The organism is Streptomyces sp. NPDC031445, assembly GCF_055581365.1.
In genome coordinates this window covers 361,873-383,227 of sequence record NZ_JBVIJO010000007.1, presented here as the reverse complement: position 1 = coordinate 383,227, position 21,355 = coordinate 361,873, and the positions used below count along the sequence as shown (strand labels likewise).

The following is a 21,355-nucleotide window of genomic DNA, read 5'->3' as shown; positions in this document are numbered from 1 at the left end:
CGGGTGCACGTGGTGCGCCGCGTGCCGGCGCGTGCCGGCCGGTCCGGACGAGACCTCCGGTGCCGCGTCGTGGGGCGGGGCCGGGCGGGAACGGGCCGGGCCAAGCGGTGCGCTGCCGGGACCGCGGCACCGCCCCTCACGGACGGCGGCGGACCGGAGAACAGGACGAGGGGCCCGCCACGTTCGTGGCGGGCCCCTCTGCGGCTGTCGGGCTCCGGTGGTGCGGCCAGTGTCCCGGTCAGGCCGTCAGCAGCTCCCGTTCCCGGTCGGCGGCAGCCCCCGGCACGGCCTCCCGGAGCGTGGAGACCAGGAGCTCCAGTTGGTCGTCGCCCCTGACCATCTCCATGTGGCGGCCCGGCATGGCCCGCTGGGCCAGGCCCTGCGGGTACAGCCCGTGCCAGTGGGCGACGTACCGGGCTTCCGGCACCTCGTCGCCGCTGCCGTCACGCACCGTGTCGCTGACGAACAGCGTCGCCCTGGCCCCCGAGCGTCCGGGCCGGTAGGCGGCGAGCGACCGCACCTCGGCCTCCAGCACCGCGTAGGGCAGCCACTCGTCGAGCGTGACCAGCTCCTCGTCGATGTTCATCTCCGGCGCCAGGCGCCGCAACTCCCGCTCGGTGGCGGCCCGTTCGGCGCCGTGCTCCTCCTGGCCGCGCCGCCACAACGCGCTCACCCGGCGGTACACCTCCGCGTGCCGCTGGAAACGGTCCCGCTGGTCGTCACCCGTCACCGCCGGCTCCAGCAGGAACAGGCCGGTGACCTCCTCCGGGGCCGTCACGCCCATCGCGTGCGCGATCACGGCGCCCGTCGACCATCCGAGGATCGTGCACGGGCCCGTGGGCTGCACCGTGCGAATCTCCCGCCAGTACCGTTCCGCGATCGCCTCCATCCCGACGAGCGGCGCCTCACCCGCGTTCAGACCCGGGGCCTGGATGCCGTACACGGTGAACGTGCCCGCCAGGCACCGTGCGAGCGCCCGGTAAGGGTGGGTGCTGCCGCCGCCCGGGTGCACGCAGAACAGGACGGGCAGCCTGGGATCGGCCACGGACGAGAGGAGCACCACGAGCCCGGACGACGCCGGTTGCGGGACGTCCAGCGCGGCCGCCAGCTGGGCCACCGTCGGGTGCCGCACGATCTGCTGGAGGGCGACGCCCAGGCCGGCCTCCCGCAGCCGGGAGACCACCCGGACCGCGCTGATCGACTGTCCGCCCAGTGCGAAGAAGTTGTCGTGGATGCCGACGGTGTCGACGCCGAGGACGTCGGACCACACGCCGGCGATGGCCGCCTCCGTCGGGTTCCGGGGTGCGGTGTAGGTGGTGCCGAGGTCGGGCCGGTGGTGGTCGGGCGCGGGGAGCGCCTTGGTGTCGACCTTTCCGTTCGGGGTGAGCGGGAGCTGGTCGAGGGTGACGTAGGTGGCCGGGACCATGTAGTCGGGCAACTGCTGCTGGAGGTGCGCGCGGAGCTGGTGCGTGGTGGGTGTGTGGCCGGGAGTGGGGACGACGTAGGCGACGAGGCGCTTGTCCCCGGGTGTGTCCTCGCGGGTGGTGACGGCGGTGGTGTGGATGCCGGGGTGGGTGTTGAGGGCGTTCTCGATCTCGCCGAGTTCGATGCGGTAGCCGCGCACCTTGACCTGGTTGTCGATCCGGCCGATGAACTCGAGGGTGCCGTCGGGGCGCCACTTGACGAGGTCGCCGGTCTGATACGTGCGCGGATCGGCACGGGGCGGGCTGAGGGGGTTCGGGGCGAAGCGCTGCTCGGTCAGCTCCGGCCGGTTGTGGTAGTGCCTCGCCAGGCAGATACCGCCCAGCAGGGCGTGGCCGGGGACACCGACGGGCGCGGGCTGGTTGTGGTGGTCGACGACGTAGACGGTGGTGTTGGTGATGGCCCGGCCCAGGGTGGTCGTCCCTCCATGCGGATCGGGCTGGGTCGTCAGGCTCATGACGTTCGCCACCGAGCCCTCGGTCGCGCCGTACTCGTTGCTGATGGTGGTACGTGTGCTGCCGGCGTCGAGCAGGCGGGAAACGAGCTGGGGCGAGAGGTTCTCGCCGCCGGCGACGATCGTGGTGATGCGGTGGTGCGCGTTTCGTGTGTCGAGGTGGGCGGCGAGGACTTCCAGGTGTGAAGGCGTCGCCTTTAGGAAGCTGATCGGGACGCCCGTGCAGACCAGGTCGATCGCCGCGTCGAAGGCCGTCTGACCGGGCTCGGGCACGGGAATGACCAGTTGCTGGCCCTGGATCAGGGGCAGGAACAGCGCGGTGATCGTCAGGTCGAACGTCACCGACGAGTACAGGATGCTGCCGATACCGCCGGGAGCACCAGGCGGATAGTTCTGGTCGCACCAGTGCAGGTAGTTGACCACACCCCGGTGTTCCAGGGCCACACCCTTGGGCTTGCCCGTGGAACCCGAGGTGTAGATGACGTAAGCCAGATCGTCCGGCGAGGCCAACGGCTCCGGATCGGTGTCGGGACCGGCCGGCCACCCGGTGTCGACCAGCAGACGGTCGACCGTGTCCGGCAGACGATCAGCCAGAGCAGTGCTGGTGACGACAAGGGGTGCGTCCGCGTCCTCGACCATGTACGTGATGCGGTCGGCGGGATACTCCGGGTCCAGAGGGACGAACGCGGCACCGGCCTTCAAAATCCCCAGCAGCGTGGCGATCAGATCCGGCGAACGCTCCAGGCACACCGCCACGAGGGTGTCCGGAGTGATGCCCGAGCCACGCAGATGATGGGCCAGACGGTTCGCACGCGCGTTGATGTCCGCGTAGGTCCAGCACCGCTCGCCGTGAGTGACGGCGACCGCGTCCGGATCGGCAGCGACCCGGTCCTCGATGAGCCGGTGGATCGTCGCCGCGTCCGGGTAGCAGCCCGTGACACCGTTCCAGTCGACCAGGACCTCCTGCCGCTCCCGCTCCGTCAGCATGTTCAGGTCGGCGATGCGTGCCCCGGGTGAGTCCACCAGGGAGGCCAGCAGGCTTTCCAGGTGGCCTGCCATGCGTTCGACCGTCTCCGCGTCGAACCTGCTCCGGTCGTAGACGAAGCGGAACTCCAGGGCCCGGCCCGCCGAGACGACGAGGGTCAGCGGGTACCCGGTGCGCTCCACGCAGTTCACCAGGCGCCGGGTCAGTCCCTCGGGGAAGTCCGACGGCTTCTGCACCACCGGGTAGTTCTCGAAGACGAGGATGGACCGGAACAGCGGCTCTCCGCGCGGGATCCTGCTGTGCTTCTGCACGTCGACCAGGTGGCAGTACTCCCACTGCCGCATGTCCAGTTGCTCGTCCTGGAGGTCGCGCAGCCACTCGGAGACGGCCAGGTCGCCCGTGAGCCGGCCGCGCACCGGCAGCGTGTTGATGAACAGGCCCATCATCGACTCGACGCCGGGCAGGTCGATCGAGCGGCCGGAGATGGTCGAGCCGAACAGCACCTCGTCCTGGCGGCTGTACCGTGAGAGCAGGATCGACCACAGGCCCTGTACGAGGGTGTTCATCGTGACGCGCTGGGACCTGGCGTAGTCCCGGGCCCGTGCGAACAGCTCCGCTGAGGCGCACACCTCGAACTCGCCGACTCCCGTGTCACCGGTGTCCCGGTCGACGTGCAGGGCGGTGGGCTCGGTGACGCCCGCCAGGTACTCGGACCAGAACGCCGCGGAGTCGTCGTCCCGCCGGGAGTTGAGCCACTCGATGTACCGGCGGTACGGGACCGTCGGCGGCAGCTCGGCGGGAGTGCCGTCGAGCAGCGCGCGGTAGAGGGCGAACAGCTCCTTCTGCAGGATCTGGACGCTCCAGCCGTCGAGGAGGATGTGGTGGAACGACCAGACGACGATGCGGCGTTCCTCCGTCATGCGCAGCACGGTGACCCGGACCAGCGGGGCCCGTGACAGGTCGAACCCCCGGGCCCAGTCCTCCGCCAGGAAGGCGTGCAGCAGCTCCTCCTGGCCGGACAGGCCGCGCAGATCCCGCACCTCGAAGGGGAGGGGGGCCCGGCGCTGCACCACCTGCACCGGTTCCGACACCCCCTCCCACACGAACGCGCTGCGGAGGATCGAGTGCCGGTCGACGAGTTGCTGCCAGGCGGCACCGAACAGCGTCTCGTCGAAGGGTCCTTCGACCTCCTCCGTCATCTGCACCATGTAGGGGCGCGTGTCGGAGGTGTCCTCCAACGAGTGGTACAGCATGCCGAACTGCAGGGGCGAGAGTCCGTAGACGTCTTCCACGTTGTGCGCGCTCATATCGAGAACCTCTTCAGGATCGCGGCCATGTCGGCGTCACCGACATCGGTGAGGGGAACACCAGGGGACTCCCTGCGGGCATCGGCGGCTCCGTCGGCGCTGCCGGCGATCAGCTCGCGCAGGTGGCCGAGGACACCGTCGGCCAGGTGCTCGACGGTGCGCCGGTCGTGCAGCGCGGTCGAGTAGTTGATGTACAGGCCGAACGTGTCGCCCTCGACGGCGGCGGTCACGTCCAGCACGTTCCAGCGCATGCCGTCCGGGCTGATCGAGTGGCCCTTGGGCTCTTCGGGACCGGCGTACCGTCCGATGCCCGGCAGGTCCCTGGTGAACTGCCCCAGGTAGTTGAAGTTCACTTCCGGAGTGGGCTGCCGGCGCAGTACGGAGGCCATGTCCGGGGCGCCGAGATGGCGCAGGATGCCGTAGCCGACGCCCTTGTTGGGGATCCGCGCCACCTGCTCGCGGACGGAGTCGAGCGAGGCCACCGCATCGGTGGCTCCTGGTTCCAGCCGCAGGGCGACGGGGAAGACCGACGTGAACCACCCCACCGTCCGTGACAGGTCCACGTCGGGGAACAGATCCTCGCGGCCGTGCCCCTCCAGTCCGATCAGGGTCTCGTCGTCCCCGGTCCAGTCCCGCAGGGCGTGCGCCAGCGCGGTGAGCAGCGCGTCGTTGATCCGGGTGTTGAAGACCCTCGGAACGTCCCGCAGCAGGGCACGGGTCTCCTCGGGGCTGAGCCTCGCCACGACGCCGGCGGCGGATCCCAGGTCGTTGCGGCCGTCCCGGTCACGCGGCACCCGGCCGGCCGGCTTGGGCTCGGACCAGTAGGCGAACTCGGCCCGCGCCTGCGCGGAACGGGCGAAGCCGTGCAGTCGCTGGGCCCATGACCGGAACGACGTCGTCTTCGCCGGCAACACGGGTGCGAGCCCGGCGGCCCGCCGCTCGTAGCAACTGCCCAGGTCCTCCAGCAGGATCCGCCAGGACACGCCGTCGACCGCCAGGTGGTGCACCACGATGAGGAGCCGCTGCCCGCGTGTGGCCCCCAGCTCCAGCAGGGCGGCCCTCAGCAGCGGGCCCTTGGCCAGGTCGAGGCTCTGCTGCGTCTCCTCCGCGACGTCCAGCGACACCGCCGCCAGGGACGCGTCCGCGACACCGGACAGGTCGTGTACGTCGAGGATGCCGGTGTCCACGGTGTCGTCCAGGTACTGCCGCCAGCCGTCGTCCTCGTGCGCGCAGCGCAGGCGCAGCGCGTCGTGGTGCTCGATCAGGTCGGCCAGCGCCAGACGCAGCACGTCGGGGTCGAGTCCGTTGGTGACCAGGAGTTCGGCCTGGTTGAAGTGGTCGAACGCCGGCAGGTCCTTCTCGAAGAGCCAGTGCTGTATCGGCGTCAGCGGCACCTCCCCCACCACGCGGCCCTGTTCCGCGTCGACCGGCGTGGCCGTACCGGCCTGTGCCGCGATCTCGGCGATCGTCTGGTGCTTGAAGATCAGCCGCGGGGTGAGGTGCACACCGAACTTCTTGGCCCGGGCGATCATCTGGATGCTGATGATCGAGTCCCCGCCCAGTTCGAAGAAGTTGTCGTGGATGCCGACGGTGTCGATACCGAGGATCTCGGACCAGATCGCGGCGAGGGTGCGCTCGACGTCCGTCCGGGGTGCGGTGTAGGTGGTGCCGAGGTCGGGCCGGTGGTGATCGGGCGCGGGGAGCGCCTTGGTGTCGACCTTCCCGTTGGGGGTGAGCGGGAGCTGGTCGAGGGTGACGTAGGTGGCCGGGACCATGTAGTCGGGCAACTGCTGCTGGAGATGGCTGCGCAGTTCGACGGCGCCCGGCTCGTGTCCCGGGGTGGGGACGATGTAGGCGACGAGCTGCTTGTTGCCGGGTGTGTCCTCGCGCACGGTCACGGCGGTGGCGTGGACGTAGGGATGGCCCGCCAAGGCGTTCTCGATCTCGCCGAGTTCGATGCGGTAGCCGCGCACCTTGACCTGGTTGTCGATCCGGCCGATGAACTCGAGGGTGCCGTCGGGGCGCCACTTGACGAGGTCGCCGGTCTGATACGTGCGCGGATCGGGGCGGGGCGGGCTGAGCGGGTTCGCGGTGAAGCGCTGCTCGGTCAGCTCCGGCCGGTTGTGGTAGTGCCTCGCCAGGCAGATGCCGCCCAGCAGGGCGTGGCCGGGGACACCGACGGGCGCGGGCTGGTTGTGGTGGTCGACGACGTAGACGGTGGTGTTGGTGATGGCCCGGCCCAGGGTGGTCGTCCCCCCATGCGGATCGGGCTGGGTCGTCAGGCTCATGACGTTCGCCACCGAGCCCTCGGTCGCACCGTACTCGTTGCTGATGGTGGTACGTGTGCTGCCGGCGTCGAGCAGTCGCGCGACGAGCTGGGGCGAGAGGTTCTCCCCGCCGGCGACGATCGTGGTGATGTGATGCCGGGCCCCGCGGCTCTCCAGGTGGGCGGCGAGGACTTCCAGGTGCGAAGGCGTCGCCTTGAGGAAGCTGATCGGGGTGCCGGAGCAGATCACGTCGATCGCCGCGTCGAAGGCCGTCCGGTCGGGCCCGGTCACCGGTACGACCAGTTGCTGGCCCTGGATCAGGGGCAGGAACAGCGCGGTGATCGTCAGGTCGAACGTCACCGACGAGTACAGGATGCTGCCGATACCGCCGGGAGCACCAGGCGGATAGTTCTGGTCGCACCAGTGCAGGTAGTTGACCACACCCCGGTGTTCCAGGGCCACACCCTTGGGCTTGCCCGTGGAACCCGAGGTGTAGATGACGTAGGCCAGATCGTCCGGCGAGGCCAACGGCTCCGGATCGGTGTCGGGACCGGCCGGCCACCCGGTGTCGACCAGCAGACGGTCGACCGTGTCCGGCAGACGATCAGCCAGAGCGGTGCTGGTGACGACAAGGGGTGCGTCCGCGTCCTCGACCATGTAGGTGATGCGGTCGGCGGGATACTCCGGGTCCAGAGGGACGAACGCGGCACCGGCCTTCAGGATGCCCAGCAGCGTGGCGATCAGATCCGGCGAACGCTCCAGGCACACCGCCACGAGGGTGTCCGGAGTGATGCCCGAGCCACGCAGATGATGGGCCAGACGGTTCGCACGCGCGTTGATGTCCGCGTAGGTCCAGCACCGCTCGCCGTGAGTGACGGCGACCGCGTCCGGGTCGATGGCGACCCGGTCCTCGATGAGCCGGTGGATCGTCGCCGCGTCCGGGTAGCAGCCCGTGACACCGTTCCAGTCGACCAGGACCTCCTGCCGCTCCCGCTCCGTCAGCATGTTCAGTTCCGACAGGCGGGCTCGCGGTGCGGCCGCCACCGACGCGGCCAGGGTGGTGAAGTGGCCTGCCATGCGCTCGATCGTCGCCCGCTCGAACAGATCCGTCCGGTACTCCAGGGCCGCCAGCAGCTCGCCGTCCGACTCGGCCGCGGTCAGCTGGAGATCGAACTTGGCGTCCTGCCCGCCCACGCCGACCTGCTCGACCGTCAGGCCGGGCAGGCTCCACGCGTCGTCGTCCGGCGTGTTCTGGAAGACGAACATCGTCTGGAACAGCGGGTTGCGGGACAGGTCGCGGTCGGGAGCCAACTCGTCGACGAGGCGTTCGAAGGGGAGGTCCTGGTGGTCGTAGGCGCCGAGGGCGGTGTCCTTGACCCGGTCGAGGAGTTCGGTAAACGCCGGGTCGCCGGACAAGTCGGTGCGCAGGACGAGGGTGTTGACGAAGAAGCCGATCAGGTCCTCGGTCTCGGCGCGGTTGCGGCCCGCGATCGGGGTGCCCACCGCGATGTCGTCCTGCCGGCAGTAACGGGCCAGGACGATCTGGAACAGGGACAGCAGCGCCATGAACAGACTCGCGCCCTGCCCGCTCGCCGTGGACCGCAGCGCCTCCGCCACCTCCCGCGGCACCGAGAAGTACACGGTGTCGCCTTCCGCACCCTCCCGCTCGGCCGGCCGCCCGTGGTCGGTCGGCAGTTCAAGGGCCGGCACCCCCGCGAGGCGCTCGCGCCAGTACGCCAACTGCCCCTCCAGGAACTCACCGCTGAGCTGCTCCCGCTGCCAGGCGGCGAAGTCCGCGTACTGGACGGGCAGTTCGGGCAGTGACGCCTCACGCCCGGCGACCGCGGCCGCGTACAACGCGCGCAGTTCGCGGGCCATGATCCCGGAGGACCAGCCGTCCGACACGATGTGGTGCAGCGTGATCAGCACGTAGTGGTCGTCGTCCGCGACGCGGACCACGTCCACCCGCAGCAGCCGCCCGCCGTCCAGCTCGAACGGCCTCCGTGCCTCGGCTGCCATGATCTCCAGTGCGGCCCGCTCCCGCTCGGCCGCCGAGCCGGTTTGGACGTCGTGCAGCACCGGAGTGACCGACCACGGCGCGTCCACGATCTGTGCGGGACGGCCCGAGTCGTCCGTGACGAACCGGGTGCGCAGCACCTCGTGCCGGGTCACGAGGCCGGTGAACGCCCTGCCCAGCGCACCGGCGTCGAGGGCGCCCCGCACCCGCAGACCGAACGGTACGAGGTACTCGGCGCTGCCCGGTGTCAACTGGTCCAGGAACCACAGCCGCTGCTGCGCGAACGACAACGGCTGGGGACCGCTGCCACGGTCGACGGGTACCAGCGGCGCCTTGTCGGCCGTCTCCAGCTCGCGCACGACCTCGGCCAGTGTGGCCGGTGTGGGCGAAGTGAACAGGGCGCGCACCGGGACGTCCGCCCCGAGCCGTTGCCGTAGCCGCGAGGTCACCTGCGTGGCGAGCAGCGAGTGTCCGCCCAGTGCGAAGAAGTTGTCGTGGATGCCGACGGTGTCGACGCCGAGGACGTCGGACCACACGCCGGCGATGGCCGCCTCCGTCGGGTTCCGGGGTGCGGTGTAGGTGGTGCCGAGGTCGGGCCGGTGGTGGTCGGGCGCGGGGAGCGCCTTGGTGTCGACCTTCCCGTTGGGGGTGAGCGGGAGCTGGTCGAGGGTGACGTAGGTGGCCGGGACCATGTAGTCGGGCAACTGCTGCTGGAGATGTCTGCGCAGTTCGACGGCGCCCGGCTCGTGTCCCGGGGTGGGGACGACATAGGCGACGAGCTGCTTGTTGCCGGGTGTGTCCTCGCGCACGGTCACTGCGGTGGCGTGGACGTAGGGATGGCCTGCCAAGGCGTTCTCGATCTCGCCGAGTTCGATGCGGTAGCCGCGCACCTTGACCTGGTTGTCGATCCGGCCGATGAACTCCAGCGTCCCGTCTTGACGCCACTTGACGAGGTCGCCGGTCTGATACGTGCGCGGATCGGGGCGGGGCGGGCTGAGCGGGTTGGCGGTGAAGCGCTGCTCGGTCAGCTCAGGCCGGTTGTGGTAGTGCCTCGCCAGGCAGATGCCGCCCAGCAGGGCGTGGCCGGGGACACCGACGGGCGCGGGCTGGTTGTGATGGTCGACGACGTAGACGGTGGTGTTGGTGATGGCCCGGCCCAGGGTCGTCGTCCCCCCATGCGGGTCCGGTTCCGTGGTCAGGCTCATGACGTTCGCCACCGAGCCCTCGGTCGCGCCGTACTCGTTGCTGATCACCGTCGGCGTACTGCCGGCCTCCAGCAGTCGCGCGACGAGCTGGGGCGAGAGGTTCTCGCCGCCGGCGACGATCGTGGTGATGCGGTGGTGCGCGTTTCGTGTTTCGAGGTGGGCGGCGAGGACTTCCAGGTGCGAAGGCGTCGCCTTGAGGAAGCTGATCGGGACGTCCGTGCAGACCAGGTCGATCGCCGCGTCGAACGCCGTCTGACCGGGCTCGGTCACCGGTACGACCAGTTGCTGGCCCTGGATCAGGGGCAGGAACAGCGCGGTGATCGTCAGGTCGAACGTCACCGACGAGTAGAGGATGCTGCCGATACCGCCGGGAGCACCAGGCGGATAGTTCTGGTCACACCAGTGCAGGTAGTTGACCACACCCCGGTGTTCCAGGGCCACACCCTTGGGCTTGCCCGTGGAACCCGAGGTGTAGATGACGTAGGCCAGATCGTCCGGCGAGGCCAACGGCTCCGGATCGGTGTCGGGACCGGCCGGCCACCCGGTGTCGACCAGCAGACGGTCGACCGTGTCCGGCAGACGATCAGCCAGAGCAGTGCTGGTGACGACAAGGGGTGCGTCCGCGTCCTCGACCATGTACGTGATGCGGTCGGCGGGATACTCCGGGTCCAGAGGGACGAACGCGGCACCGGCCTTCAAAATCCCCAGCAGCGTGGCGATCAGATCCGGCGAACGCTCCAGGCACACCGCCACAAGGGTGTCCGGAGTGATGCCCGAGCCACGCAGATGATGGGCCAGACGGTTCGCACGCGCGTTGATGTCCGCGTAGGTCCAGCACCGCTCGCCGTGAGTGACGGCGACCGCGTCCGGATCGGCAGCGACCCGGTCCTCGATGAGCCGGTGGATCGTCGCCGCGTCCGGGTAGCAGCCCGTGACACCGTTCCAGTCGACCAGGACCTCCTGCCGCTCCCGCTCCGTCAGCATGTTCAGTTCCGACAGGCGCGCCCGCGGTGCGGCCGCCACCGACGCGGCCAGGGTGGCGAAGTGACCGGCCATGCGCTCGATCGTCGCCCGCTCGAACAGATCCGTCCGGTACTCCAGCACCGCGCGCAGTCCGTCTGCCGACTCGACCGCCGTCAGCGTCAGGTCGAACTTGGCGACACCCCGCTCGATCTCGACCGGCTCGGTCCGCGTGCCTTCCAGCTCCCACGCCCGGCCCTCCGCGCTGCCGGGCGCCTGGAGCACGAACATCGTCTGGAACAGGGGGTTGCGGGACAGGTCGCGGTCGGGGGCGAGTTCCTCCACGAGGCGTTCGAAGGGCAGGTCCTGGTGGTCGTAGGCGCCGAGCGCGGTGTCCTTGACCCGGTCGAGGAGTTCGGCGAACGTCGGGTCGCCGGACAGGTCGGTGCGCAGGACGAGGGTGTTGACGAAGAAGCCGATCAGGTCCTCCGTCTCGGCGCGGTTGCGGCCCGCGATCGGAGTGCCCACCGCGATGTCGTCCTGCCGGCAGTAACGGGCCAGGACGATCTGGAACAGGGACAGCAGCGCCATGAACAGACTCGCGCCCTGCCCGCTCGCCGTGGACCGCAGCGCCTCCGCCACCTCCCGCGGCACCGAGAAGGTGACCACGTCGCCGCCGCCGCTCGGCCGCGCCGGACGCTGGTGGTCGGTGGGGAGTTCGAGCGGCGTCACCCGGGCCAGGCGCTCGCGCCAGTAGGCGAGGTGGCGCTCCATTTCCGGACCGGTGAGCCGCTCGCGCTGCCAGGCGGCGAAGTCGGCGTACTGGATGGGCAGTTCGGGCAGTGACGCCTCGCGTCCGGCGACGGCGGCCGCGTACAGCTCGCGCAGTTCGCGGGCCATGATCCCGGAGGACCAGCCGTCCGAGACGATGTGGTGCACCATCAGCAGCAGGAAGTGGTCGTCGTCGGCCAGCCGCACCACGTCGGCCCGCAGGAGCCGGCCCGCGTCCAGGTCGAACGGACGCGTCGCCTCGGCGCGCAGCACTTCGCCGGCGCGGGTCTCCGCGTCCGCCTCGGCCCGAAGGTCGTGGACCGTGACCTCCACCGGCCAGGGTGCGGCGATCACCTGCCGCGGTGTGCCGCTGTCGTCCGCCGGGAACGACGTCCTCAGCACCTCGTGCCGGGCGACCAGGCCCGACAGGGCCGTGCCCAGCGCGGTGACGTCCAGCGCGCCCCGCACCCGCAGCGCCGTGGGCACCAGGTACTCCGGGCTGCCGGGAGTCAACCGGTCCAGGAACCACAGCCGGTGCTGTGCGAACGACAACGGCAGCGGTCCGGCCTCCCGGTCACCGCGTGCGATCCGGGCCGCTTCCGCACGCCGCCGCATGCGTGACAGCAGCCGTGCCTCGACCGAGTTCTCGCCCATGATGTTCCGTCCTTTTCGTCTTCTCGTGCGAGCAGTGGCTGCTGGTTCAGGAGTCCTGTTCCGGGGCGTCGAACAGGTCGACGAGCTGTTGCTTGATGCCGATGACGGTCGGCGACTGGAAGAGGCGTCGGAGGCTGATGCGCACTCCGGTCACCGACTCCACCTGGTTGACGAGCTGGATGGCGAGCAGGGAGTGCCCGCCGGCCTCGAAGAAGCCGTCGTGGATTCCGACGCGTTCGACGCCGAGCACGGTGGCCATGACCCCGGCGATCTCCGCCTCGATCTCGTCCCTCGGCGCGGTGTACCGGGCCGTGCTGTCGCCGTCGTTGCCGGGAGCGGGCAGCGCCGCGTGGTCGACCTTGCCGTTCCGGTTGAGCGGCAGTTCGGGCAGGACGGCGAACGCGGACGGCATCATGGCCCGCGGCAGGCGTTCGGCGGCCCACTCGCGCAGCGCTCCGGCGTCCACGGTGGCGCCGGGCACGGGCACGCAGTAGGCGGCCAGGCGTTTGTCGCCGGGGGTGTCCTGCCGGACCACCACCGCGCAGGCCCCGACCGCGCCGTGGGTGAGCAGTGTGGCCTCGATCTCGCCGAGTTCGACCCGGACGCCGCGCAGTTTCACCTGCCGGTCGATGCGTCCCAGCAGGTCCAGTTCGCCGTCCGCGGTGAACCGGCCGAGATCGCCGGTGCGGTACATCCGGCCGCCGCGGAACGGGTCGGCGACGAAGCGCTCGGCGGTGAGGTCGGGCCGCCGGTGATAGCCGCGACCGACGCTGTCGCCGCCGAGGTACACCTCGCCGAGCACGCCGGCGGGTACCGGGCGGCGGTCCGGGTCCAGGACGTACACCGTCTGGTTGACCATGGGACGGCCGGCGAGGACCGGTCCGGCGGGGCCCGTGCGAGGGGCCCGCCAGTAGGTGGTGTCGACCGAGACCTCGGTGGCGCCGTACAGGTTGACGAGGTCGCCGGGGAAGCGTTCGGTGAACCGGCTCACCAGTGTCGGCTGGAGCGGTTCGCCGCTGGCGAAGGCGTACCGCAGGTGGGTGCAGTCCCCCGGTCGTACCCGGGAGACGAACAGGTCCAGCAGGCTGGGCACGAAGTGCAGGCCGACGACGCGGTGGGCGCGCATCAGGCGGGACACCTCGGCCATGTCGAGCCGGTCGGAACCGGGTACCAGCACGACCGTGGCGCCCTGCCACAGGGGCCAGAAGATCTCGTACGCCGAGACGTCGAAGGACAGCGGTGTGGCCTGGAGGAATCCCTCGCCCTCGGCGAGCGGGAACGCGTGCTGCATGCCGGCCAGGTAGTTGACCACTCCGCGGTGTTCGATGCGGACGCCCTTGGGGCGGCCGGTGGAGCCGCTGGTGTAGATCAGGTAGCACAGGTCGCCGGGGTCCGCGACGGGGTCCGGTGCGTGCGTGGGCAGGGTGTCCGGCAGGTCGGCGGGCCGGTCCACGTGGAGCAGGTCCAGGCCCTCCGGCAGCAGGGGGGCGTGCGCGGTGTCGGTGACGACCATCGGCGCGCCGGAGTCCGCCACCAGGTACGCCAGCCGCTCCGCCGGGTGCTCCGGGTCGAGTGGCACGTAGGCGGCGCCGGCCTTGAGGATGCCGAGCAGCGTCCACACCATGGCGGGCGAGCGTTCCAGGCAGACGCCCACGGGTACGTCGGGGCCGATGCCCGGTACGGCGCGGAGGCGGTGGGCGAGGCGGTTGGCCCGCTCGTCGAGCTGACGGTAGGTCAGGTTCTCGGTGCCGCAGACGACGGCCACCGCGTCCGGGTTCCGCGCCGCCCGCTCCTCGAACAGCCCGTGCAGGGTCGCCGTCGGGACGGGTGAGGCGGTGTCGTTCCATTCGGTGAGGATGCGGTGCCGCTCGTCCGCGTCCAGCATCTCCGCCTCGGACAGCGTGCTGTGCGGGCGAGCCGTGGCCGCGGCCAGCAGGTTGGTGAAGTGGCCGGCCATGCGGCGCGCGGTGTCCTCGGTGAACAGGTCGTCGGCGTAGACCACGGCGCCGTCCAGCGTGCCGTCCGCCGCCTCCGCGAGGTACATCGACAGGTCGAACTTGGCGTCGCGGACCGGCATCTCGACGGGTTCCGCCGACAGGCCCGGCAGGTTCCAGGCGTCCGCGCCCGGTGCGTTCTGCAACGCGAACATCGTCTGGAACAGGGGGTTGCGGGACAGGTCGCGGTCGGGGGCGAGTTCCTCCACGAGGCGTTCGAAGGGCAGGTCCTGGTGATCGTAGGCGCCGAGCGCGGTGTCCTTGACCCGGTCGAGGAGTTCGGCGAACGTCGGGTCGCCGGACAGGTCGGTGCGCAGGACGAGGGTGTTGACGAAGAAGCCGATCAGGTCCTCCGTCTCGGCGCGGTTGCGGCCCGCGATCGGGGTGCCCACCGCGATGTCCCGCTGTCCGCTGTAGCGGGCCAGCAGCAGCTGGAAGACCGCCAGCAGGGACATGAACAGGCTCGCGCCGCTCTCGGCGGACACCGCGCGGGCACGGGCGGCGACGTCTGCGGGCACCGAGAACCGGACCACCTCGCCCCGTCCGCCGCGCTCCGCCGGCCGGGCGTGGTCGGTCGGCAGCTCCAGCGGTTCCAGGCCGTCCAGGCGTTCCGTCCAGTAGGCGAGTTGGCGCTCCAGCGGCGCCCCGGACAGCCAGGAGCGCTGCCACACCGCGTAGTCGGCGTACTGCACCCGCAGCGGGCCGGGCCCGGACGCGCCGGGCCGGTCCGCGACGGCTTCCGCGTACCGGGCGGACAGCTCGCGCACCAGCACGCCCACCGACCAGCCGTCGAAGGCGATGTGGTGCACGGTGACCGCCAGGACGCACTCCTCGTCGGCCAGCCGTACCAGCAGCGCGCGCAGCATCGGTCCGGTGCCGAGGTCGACCGGCCGCAGTCCGTCCTCGCGCAGTACGTCCGCCAGGGCGGCCTCGCGGGTGGTGGCGTCCTTCACCCCGCGCAGGTCCCGTATCCGCATCCGCACCGGCCGTGCCGGGTCGACCAGTTGCACCGGCGAGCCCGCGGCGTCCGTGCCGAACCGGGTGCGCAGGATCTCGTGGCGTGCCACCACAGCGGTGAACGCGGCGTTCAGGGCGTCGATGTCCAGGGGGCCGCGGATGCGGAAGGCGAAGGGCAGCAGGTACTCGGCCCGGCCCGGCTCCAACTGGTCGAGGAACCACAGTCGTTGCTGTGCGAAGCTGAGCGGCGGCGGGCCGCTGTCGCGCGGTGCCGACGGGATGCGGTCGGCTCCGGTGCCGTCCAGTTCCGTGACGGCCTCGGCCAGCAGTGCCGGGGTCGGAGCGCCGAACAGCGTGCGCACCGGGACATCGGCGCCGAGCCGCCGGCGCAGCCGCGACACGACCTGGGTGGCGAGCAGGGAGTGGCCGCCCAGTGCGAAGAAGTCGTCGTGCACGCCGATCCGGTCGACGCCCAGCACCTCGGACCACACCTCGGCCACCGTGCGTTCGGTGTCCGTGCGCGGCGCGGTGTACTCGGCGTCGAGTCCGGACCGGTCGGAGGCGGGGGCGGGGAGCGCCCGGCGGTCCGTCTTGCCGTTCGGGGTGAGCGGGATGCGCTCCAGCGGCACGAAGGCCGTGGGCACCATGTAGTCCGGCAGGTCGCGCCGGAGATGGGCGCGCAGCGCGTTCACGTCGAGGGATCCCACGGGCACCACGTACGCCACCAGCCTCTGCGCTCCCGGGACGTCCTCGCGCAGCATGACGGTGGCGCCGGTGACCTCGGGGTGGGCGAGCAACGCCGTCTCGACCTCGCCCAGTTCGACGCGGTAGCCGCGCAGCTTGACCTGGTTGTCCGCGCGGCCCACGAACTCCAGTCGTCCGTCGGGCAGCCATCGGGCGTGGTCCCCGGTGCGGTAGACGCGCCGGGGGGCGCCGTCGACGTCGACGACGGTGAACTTCTCGTCCGTCAGCTCGGGCCGGTTGAGGTAGCCGCGGGCCAGTCCGGGGCAGGCGATCCACATCTCCCCCGGCACTCCCACCGGCACCGGCCGGCCGTGGCGGTCGACCACGAAGACCTTGGCGTTGGCGACCGGACGGCCGATCGGCACCCGGTCGACGGGCCCGGTGATCCTGGCGGTCGTCGCCTCCTGTGCGGCCTCCGTGGGTCCGTAGCCGTTGACCAGGGGAACCGCGCAGTGCCGGAACCACTCCCGGACCTGTTCCCGCTGGAGCGCCTCGCCGCCGAGCCGGACCAGCCGCAGCTCCGGCCCCAGCGCGTCGGGTCCGTCCAGGTCCGCGGCGAGCGCCCCGAACGCCGAGGGGGTGAGCCACGCCACCGTGACCCGGTGCTCGCGCAGCGCTTCCGCGAGCCGGCCCGGGTCCCAGGCGTCGTCGCGCAGCACCAGGCATGCTCCCGAGATCAGCGGGGCGAACAGCTGGCCCACCGAGGAGTCGAACGCGATCGACGCGAACTGCAGGACCCGGTCCTCGGGGGTGAGCCCCAGTTCACGGCTCGTCTCCCGCATCCGTGCGCGCAGCGCGCCGTGGGTGATCTGCACGCCCTTGGGACGGCCGGTGGAACCGCTGGTGTAGATCACGTAGGCCACGTCGTCCGGACCGGCCTGCGCCACCGGACCGGCGGCGGCGGTGTACGGCTCCTCGGGCCAGGGCCCGTCCAGCAGCAGCGCCTGCGTGTGGGCGGGCAGGCGGCCGGTGTGCGCGGCCTGGGTGACGATCAGCGGGGCGCCGCTGTCCTCGACCATGTAGGCGAGCCGGTCCGTGGGGTACGCGGGGTCCAGCGGCACGTACGCCGCCCCCGCCTTGTGGATGCCGAGCAGGGCGCACACCATGTCGGTACCGCGGTTCAGGCAGACCGCGACCAGGGTGCCCGGCCCCGCACCGCGCTCGCGCAGCCGGCCGGCGATCCACTCGGCCCGTTCGTCGAGCTGCCGGTAGGTCAGCCGGTCGGCGCCGCACGTCACGGCCGGCGCGTCGGGGTGGCGGGCGGCCCGCTCCCCGATCAGCGCGGTGACGGTCAGCGTGTCCGGGGCGTCGGTGTCGGCGCCGTTCCACTCGCCGAGGATCGTCCGGCGCTCCGCGGCGGTGAGCATCTCCAGTTCGGACAGCCGGGCGTCCGGGGTGGCGCAGGCGGCGGCCAGCAGCGTCTCGAAGTGTCCGGCGAGCCGCACCATCGTGGCCTCGTCGAACAGGTCGGTGGAGTACACGACGGTGCCGTCCAGAGCGCCGTCGGCGGCCTCGGTGGCGTAGAAGGTGAAGTCGAACTTGGAGTCCTGGGCGGACACGTCGAGCTGCCGCACGCTCAGGCCCGGCAGCTCCCACGACCGGCTGTCGGGGGTGTTCTGGAGGACGAACATCGTCTGGAACAGCGGGTTGCGCGACAGGTCCCGCTGCGGCGCCAGCTCCTCCACCAGGCGTTCGAAGGGCAGGTCCTGGTGGTCGTAGGCGCCGAGCGCGGTCTCCTTGACCCGGGCGAGCAGCTCGGTGAACGTCGGGTCACCGGACAGGTCGGTGCGCATGACCAGCGTGTTCACGAAGAAGCCGATCATGTTCTCGATCTCGGCCCGGTTGCGGCCCGCGATCGGGGTGCCGACCGCGATGTCCTCCTGGCCGCTGTAGCGCGACAGCACCAGCTGGAAGACCGCCAGCAGGGTCATGAACAGGCTCGCGCCGGTCTCCTTGGAGAGATTCCGGGCGCCGTCGGCGGTCTCCGCGGGCACGCGGAAGGTGAGCATGGCGCCCTTGCCACTGTGCCGCGCCGGACGCCGTCGGTCGGTGGGCAGCTCCAGCGGTTCGGTGCCGGCCAGCCGGCCGCGCCAGTAGTCCAGTTGCTCCGCCAGTACGTCGCCGGTGAACCACTGGCGCTGCCAGACCGCGAAGTCGGCGTACTGCAGGGGAGGTTCGCACAGGTCGGCGGTTCTGCCCGCGACCCGTGCGCCGTACAGCTCGGTCAGCTCCCGTGACAGCACCCCCGCCGACCAGCCGTCGAAGGCGATGTGATGCACCGTCAGCGCGAGGAGGTGCTCGTCGTCGGCCAGCCGGATCAGCAGCGCGCGTACCACCGGTCCGGTGCCGAGGTCCATCGGGCGGAAGCCCTCGGTGTCCACGAGCGCGGTGGCGGCCTCCTCGCGCGCCTGCTCCCCGGCGACGGATCGCAGGTCGTGAACGGCGAGGGGCAGCGGCCTGGGCGGGTCGACGACCTGTCCGGGGTTGCCGTCCGCGTCGCTGACGAAGCGGGTGCGCAGCACCTCGTGCCGGGCCACCAGCTCCGACAGCGACGCACGCAGCGCCGGGACGTCCAGCCGGCCACGGATGCGCAGTCCCATGGGGATCAGGTATTCGGCCCGGCCGGGCTCCAACTGGTCCAGGAACCACAGCCGGCGCTGTGCGAACGACAGCGGCAGCGGGCGCCCGTCGCGGGGTGTGCGGGGTATGGCCGGAGCGTCGTCCGGAGCCCCGGCCGCCACCAGGGCGCCCATGGCGTCCGCCACCTCCCCGGCGTCGAAGTCGGAGGACTCGAACAGCCGGCGGGCCCTCAGCAGGGCCTCCTCCGCGAGGAAGGACGCCACCGCCCGCACCGTCAGCGGCTCGGGCAGCGGTTCCGCGCCGAATTCCGAACCGAATTCCTCCGCGATCCGGCGGGCCATTTCCCTCGCCTGCGAGCGGGTTCCGCCCAGCTGGAAGAATTCGTCCTCCGCCGCCGTCACCTCAGTGCCGATCACCGCATTCCACACCGCGGCGACGCGGGCCTCGGCCGGGGAGAATCCGCCCTGCTCGGCCACCTGTCCGGAGGCCGCGGCCACCATCGGATTCGTCGTCATGTGTCCACCAGTTCCTCGTCGTCGACCATTCGCGAAAGCCCTCGGAAACTCAGCCGAATCCGATGCTCGCAGAGCGATCTTGGAGAGATAACTGGTTACTTCTGCCCGCCGGACGTGGACACTTCTGCCCCTCGGGGTCGGCCACGGGGAGGTGCGCCCGCCGGGCGGAGTCGCGCGTGCCGGGGAGGCGGGCGCGGGAAGCGGGCGGCCGGCCGGGGCGGTCCCACCGCCCCGGCCGGCGCCGGTTCCGTACCGCGGCTCAGGCCACCGCCCCGGCCGTCTCCGCTCCGGGCAGGGAAGCCGTGCCGGCCGCATTCCCGCTCTCGGGCGTGGTGCCGACGGGGCTCGTGTCGGACGCCGTCCGCTTGCGCATGCCCGCCCACTCCCGGTTCAGGGCCGGCACGCCGATGGCGACGAGGTAGAGCCCGCCCACGATCCACAGCGCACCCGAGGTGCCCGCCACCGTCACCAGCCCCGCGCCCAGCAGCCCGCCGAACGGGATGCCCGCCCATGTGACGGCCTGGGCCAGCGTCTTGACCCGTCCCAGCAGCGGCGTGGGGATCAGCTCGTACGTCACGGCCCCGACGATCGGATTGACGAAGCCCGACCCCAGGCCGCCCACCGCCAGCACCGCCAGTACCAGCCACAGCGGCGCGCCCGTGGCCATGGCCGCGAAGCGCGGGACTCCGCCCAGCGTGAAGCCGATCAGGTAGACGGTACGCCGGGGCAGCCGCTCGCCCACTCCCGCGGCCACCAGCGCGGCGAGGATCGATGTCGCGGCGAAGACGCTGACCACCAGCCCCACGGCCTCCGCGCCGTTGCCCGTCTCCTTCGCCCAGACCGGCAGCAGCACGGACATGAACGCCTGGTCGAGCAGGTTGGTGACGGCCAGCATGCCCACGATGGACCGCAGCAGTTTCGCGTCGCGCAGGAACACGGCGCCCTGGCGCAGCCGCGACAGGTAGCCCTCGGCCTCCTCCACCGGCGTCTCGTGCGGCTCGGGCGCCGGGTCGCTGAGGGTGGTGGAGACGACCAGCGCCGACACGCCGAACAGGCAGGCGGTGATCCACAGGGCGTAGAGACTGCCGAAGGAGGCGACCACCACGCCGGCGATGGCCGGTCCGATGGTGGTCGCGGTCCGCTCGACCGCCGCTGACAGGCCGGTTCCCCGTTCCAGCGGCACCCGGGCCGCGCGGGTCGCCGCCGGCACGAAGAGCCCCTTGGCCCCATTGGCCGGGCCGTCCGCCGCACCGACCACGGCCAGCAACCCCAGCAGCAGGCCGAAGGACAGGTGTCCCGTGAGGTAGAGCAGCGGGGCGGTGGCCGTCGCGACGGTGGAGGCCAGGTCGCCGGCGACGCTGATGCGCTTGGGGCCGAGGCGGTCGATGACCGGCCCGGCCAGCGCCTGGGCTATCACGTACGGCACTATCTGGCAGAAGGCGACCAGGCCGGTCTTGCCGACGCTGCCGGTCGTCGTCAGGACGAACCAGGGCAGGGCGATGGAGAGCACCCGGTTGGCCGACAAGGCCGCCGCGTTGGCCGAGAGCATGCCGACCAGTCCGCGCAGGACCCGGGGCCCGTCGGCCGGGGCGTCCGGGGAGGGCGTGCGTGTGCCGCTGTCGGCCGCCTGCTGGGCGGCCGCGTGCCGAGAGGTCATCTTTCTCACTCCGAGTCCGGGGGGTGGGAGACGTGCCGGTCCGCACTGGTGGGGAACAACTGGAACTGGAAGGCGACCCGTGCCGCGCCCTCGGGCAGCGGCGAACCCGCCGTCCGCGGCGCGGAGTTGCGCCGGCGGAGCAGCCGGTGGATGTCCGCCGACAGCTCTTTGGCCTCGGCGGGGGTGAGTGTGAGCACGTAGTCGCCGAAGTCCTGGGCTTCGCGCCACTCCGGCGGCAGCGAGGCGGTCGCTTCGACGGCGGCCGTCATCGCGTCGGACCAGACCCGGCTGAGGGCTTGCAGGTAGGCGATGCCGAGACCCTCACCGCCCGCCAGCACCGAGTCGTCCGGTACGACCGTGTTGACGTGCGCGGCCTGCCACCAGCGTTCACGGCGGCCGCCGCCCTGTGACGGCGCCTCGACGATGAACCCGTACTCGGCGAGCTGGCGCAGGTGATAGCTGGTCGCGCCGGTGTTCTGGTCCAGCCTCCGGGCGAGCGTGGTCGCCGTGGCCGGGCCCTCCGTCCGCAGAACCGTCAGGATCCGCACACGTAGCGGATGCGCGACGCCCCGCAGGTTGCGGGCGTTCAGCTGGACCTGGGAGGGCTGTTCGAGGTGTTCCATGGCTCCAAGCTAGCTTCGCACAGACTCCTTTGCAAAGAGTTCTGTGCACAGATTTCTCCGCACAGCGGCAATGGCTGATATCCGTCGGTGCGTGGCTTGTTGGCGGCGTCGGCTCGGAACCCCGTCCGCCTGAGGCGGACCGCCGAGCCGGCCCGCGCCCCTCCGCATACGCTCCACGCGGAG

General features: G+C 71.3%; 5 protein-coding genes. All 5 read right to left on the bottom strand.

Annotation, left to right across the window (positions count from 1 at the left end):
- Positions 1-238: 238 nt before the first annotated feature.
- On the bottom strand, positions 239-4,228 hold the full coding sequence (locus ACZ5DC_RS21110) for an amino acid adenylation domain-containing protein (protein WP_468654784.1): 3,990 nt from the start codon (positions 4,226-4,228) through the stop codon (positions 239-241).
- Complete coding sequence (locus tag ACZ5DC_RS21105; RefSeq protein ID WP_468654782.1) at positions 4,225-12,102, bottom strand: amino acid adenylation domain-containing protein; 7,878 nt, start codon at positions 12,100-12,102, stop codon at positions 4,225-4,227. Before ACZ5DC_RS21105 ends, ACZ5DC_RS21110 begins: the two co-directional genes overlap by 4 nt.
- Before the next feature lie 46 nt (positions 12,103-12,148).
- Positions 12,149-18,892, bottom strand: coding sequence for an amino acid adenylation domain-containing protein (locus ACZ5DC_RS21100; RefSeq protein WP_468654780.1), 6,744 nt, complete (start codon positions 18,890-18,892; stop codon positions 12,149-12,151).
- 259 nt (positions 18,893-19,151) lie between these two features.
- Positions 19,152-20,549 carry an MFS transporter gene (locus ACZ5DC_RS21095; protein WP_468654778.1) on the bottom strand — a complete coding sequence of 466 codons (1,398 nt, stop codon included), beginning with the start codon at positions 20,547-20,549 and terminating at the stop codon, positions 19,152-19,154.
- A gap of 5 nt (positions 20,550-20,554) precedes the next feature.
- Complete coding sequence (locus ACZ5DC_RS21090) at positions 20,555-21,172, bottom strand: helix-turn-helix domain-containing protein (protein ID WP_468654776.1); 618 nt, start codon at positions 21,170-21,172, stop codon at positions 20,555-20,557.
- Positions 21,173-21,355 lie beyond the last annotated feature (183 nt).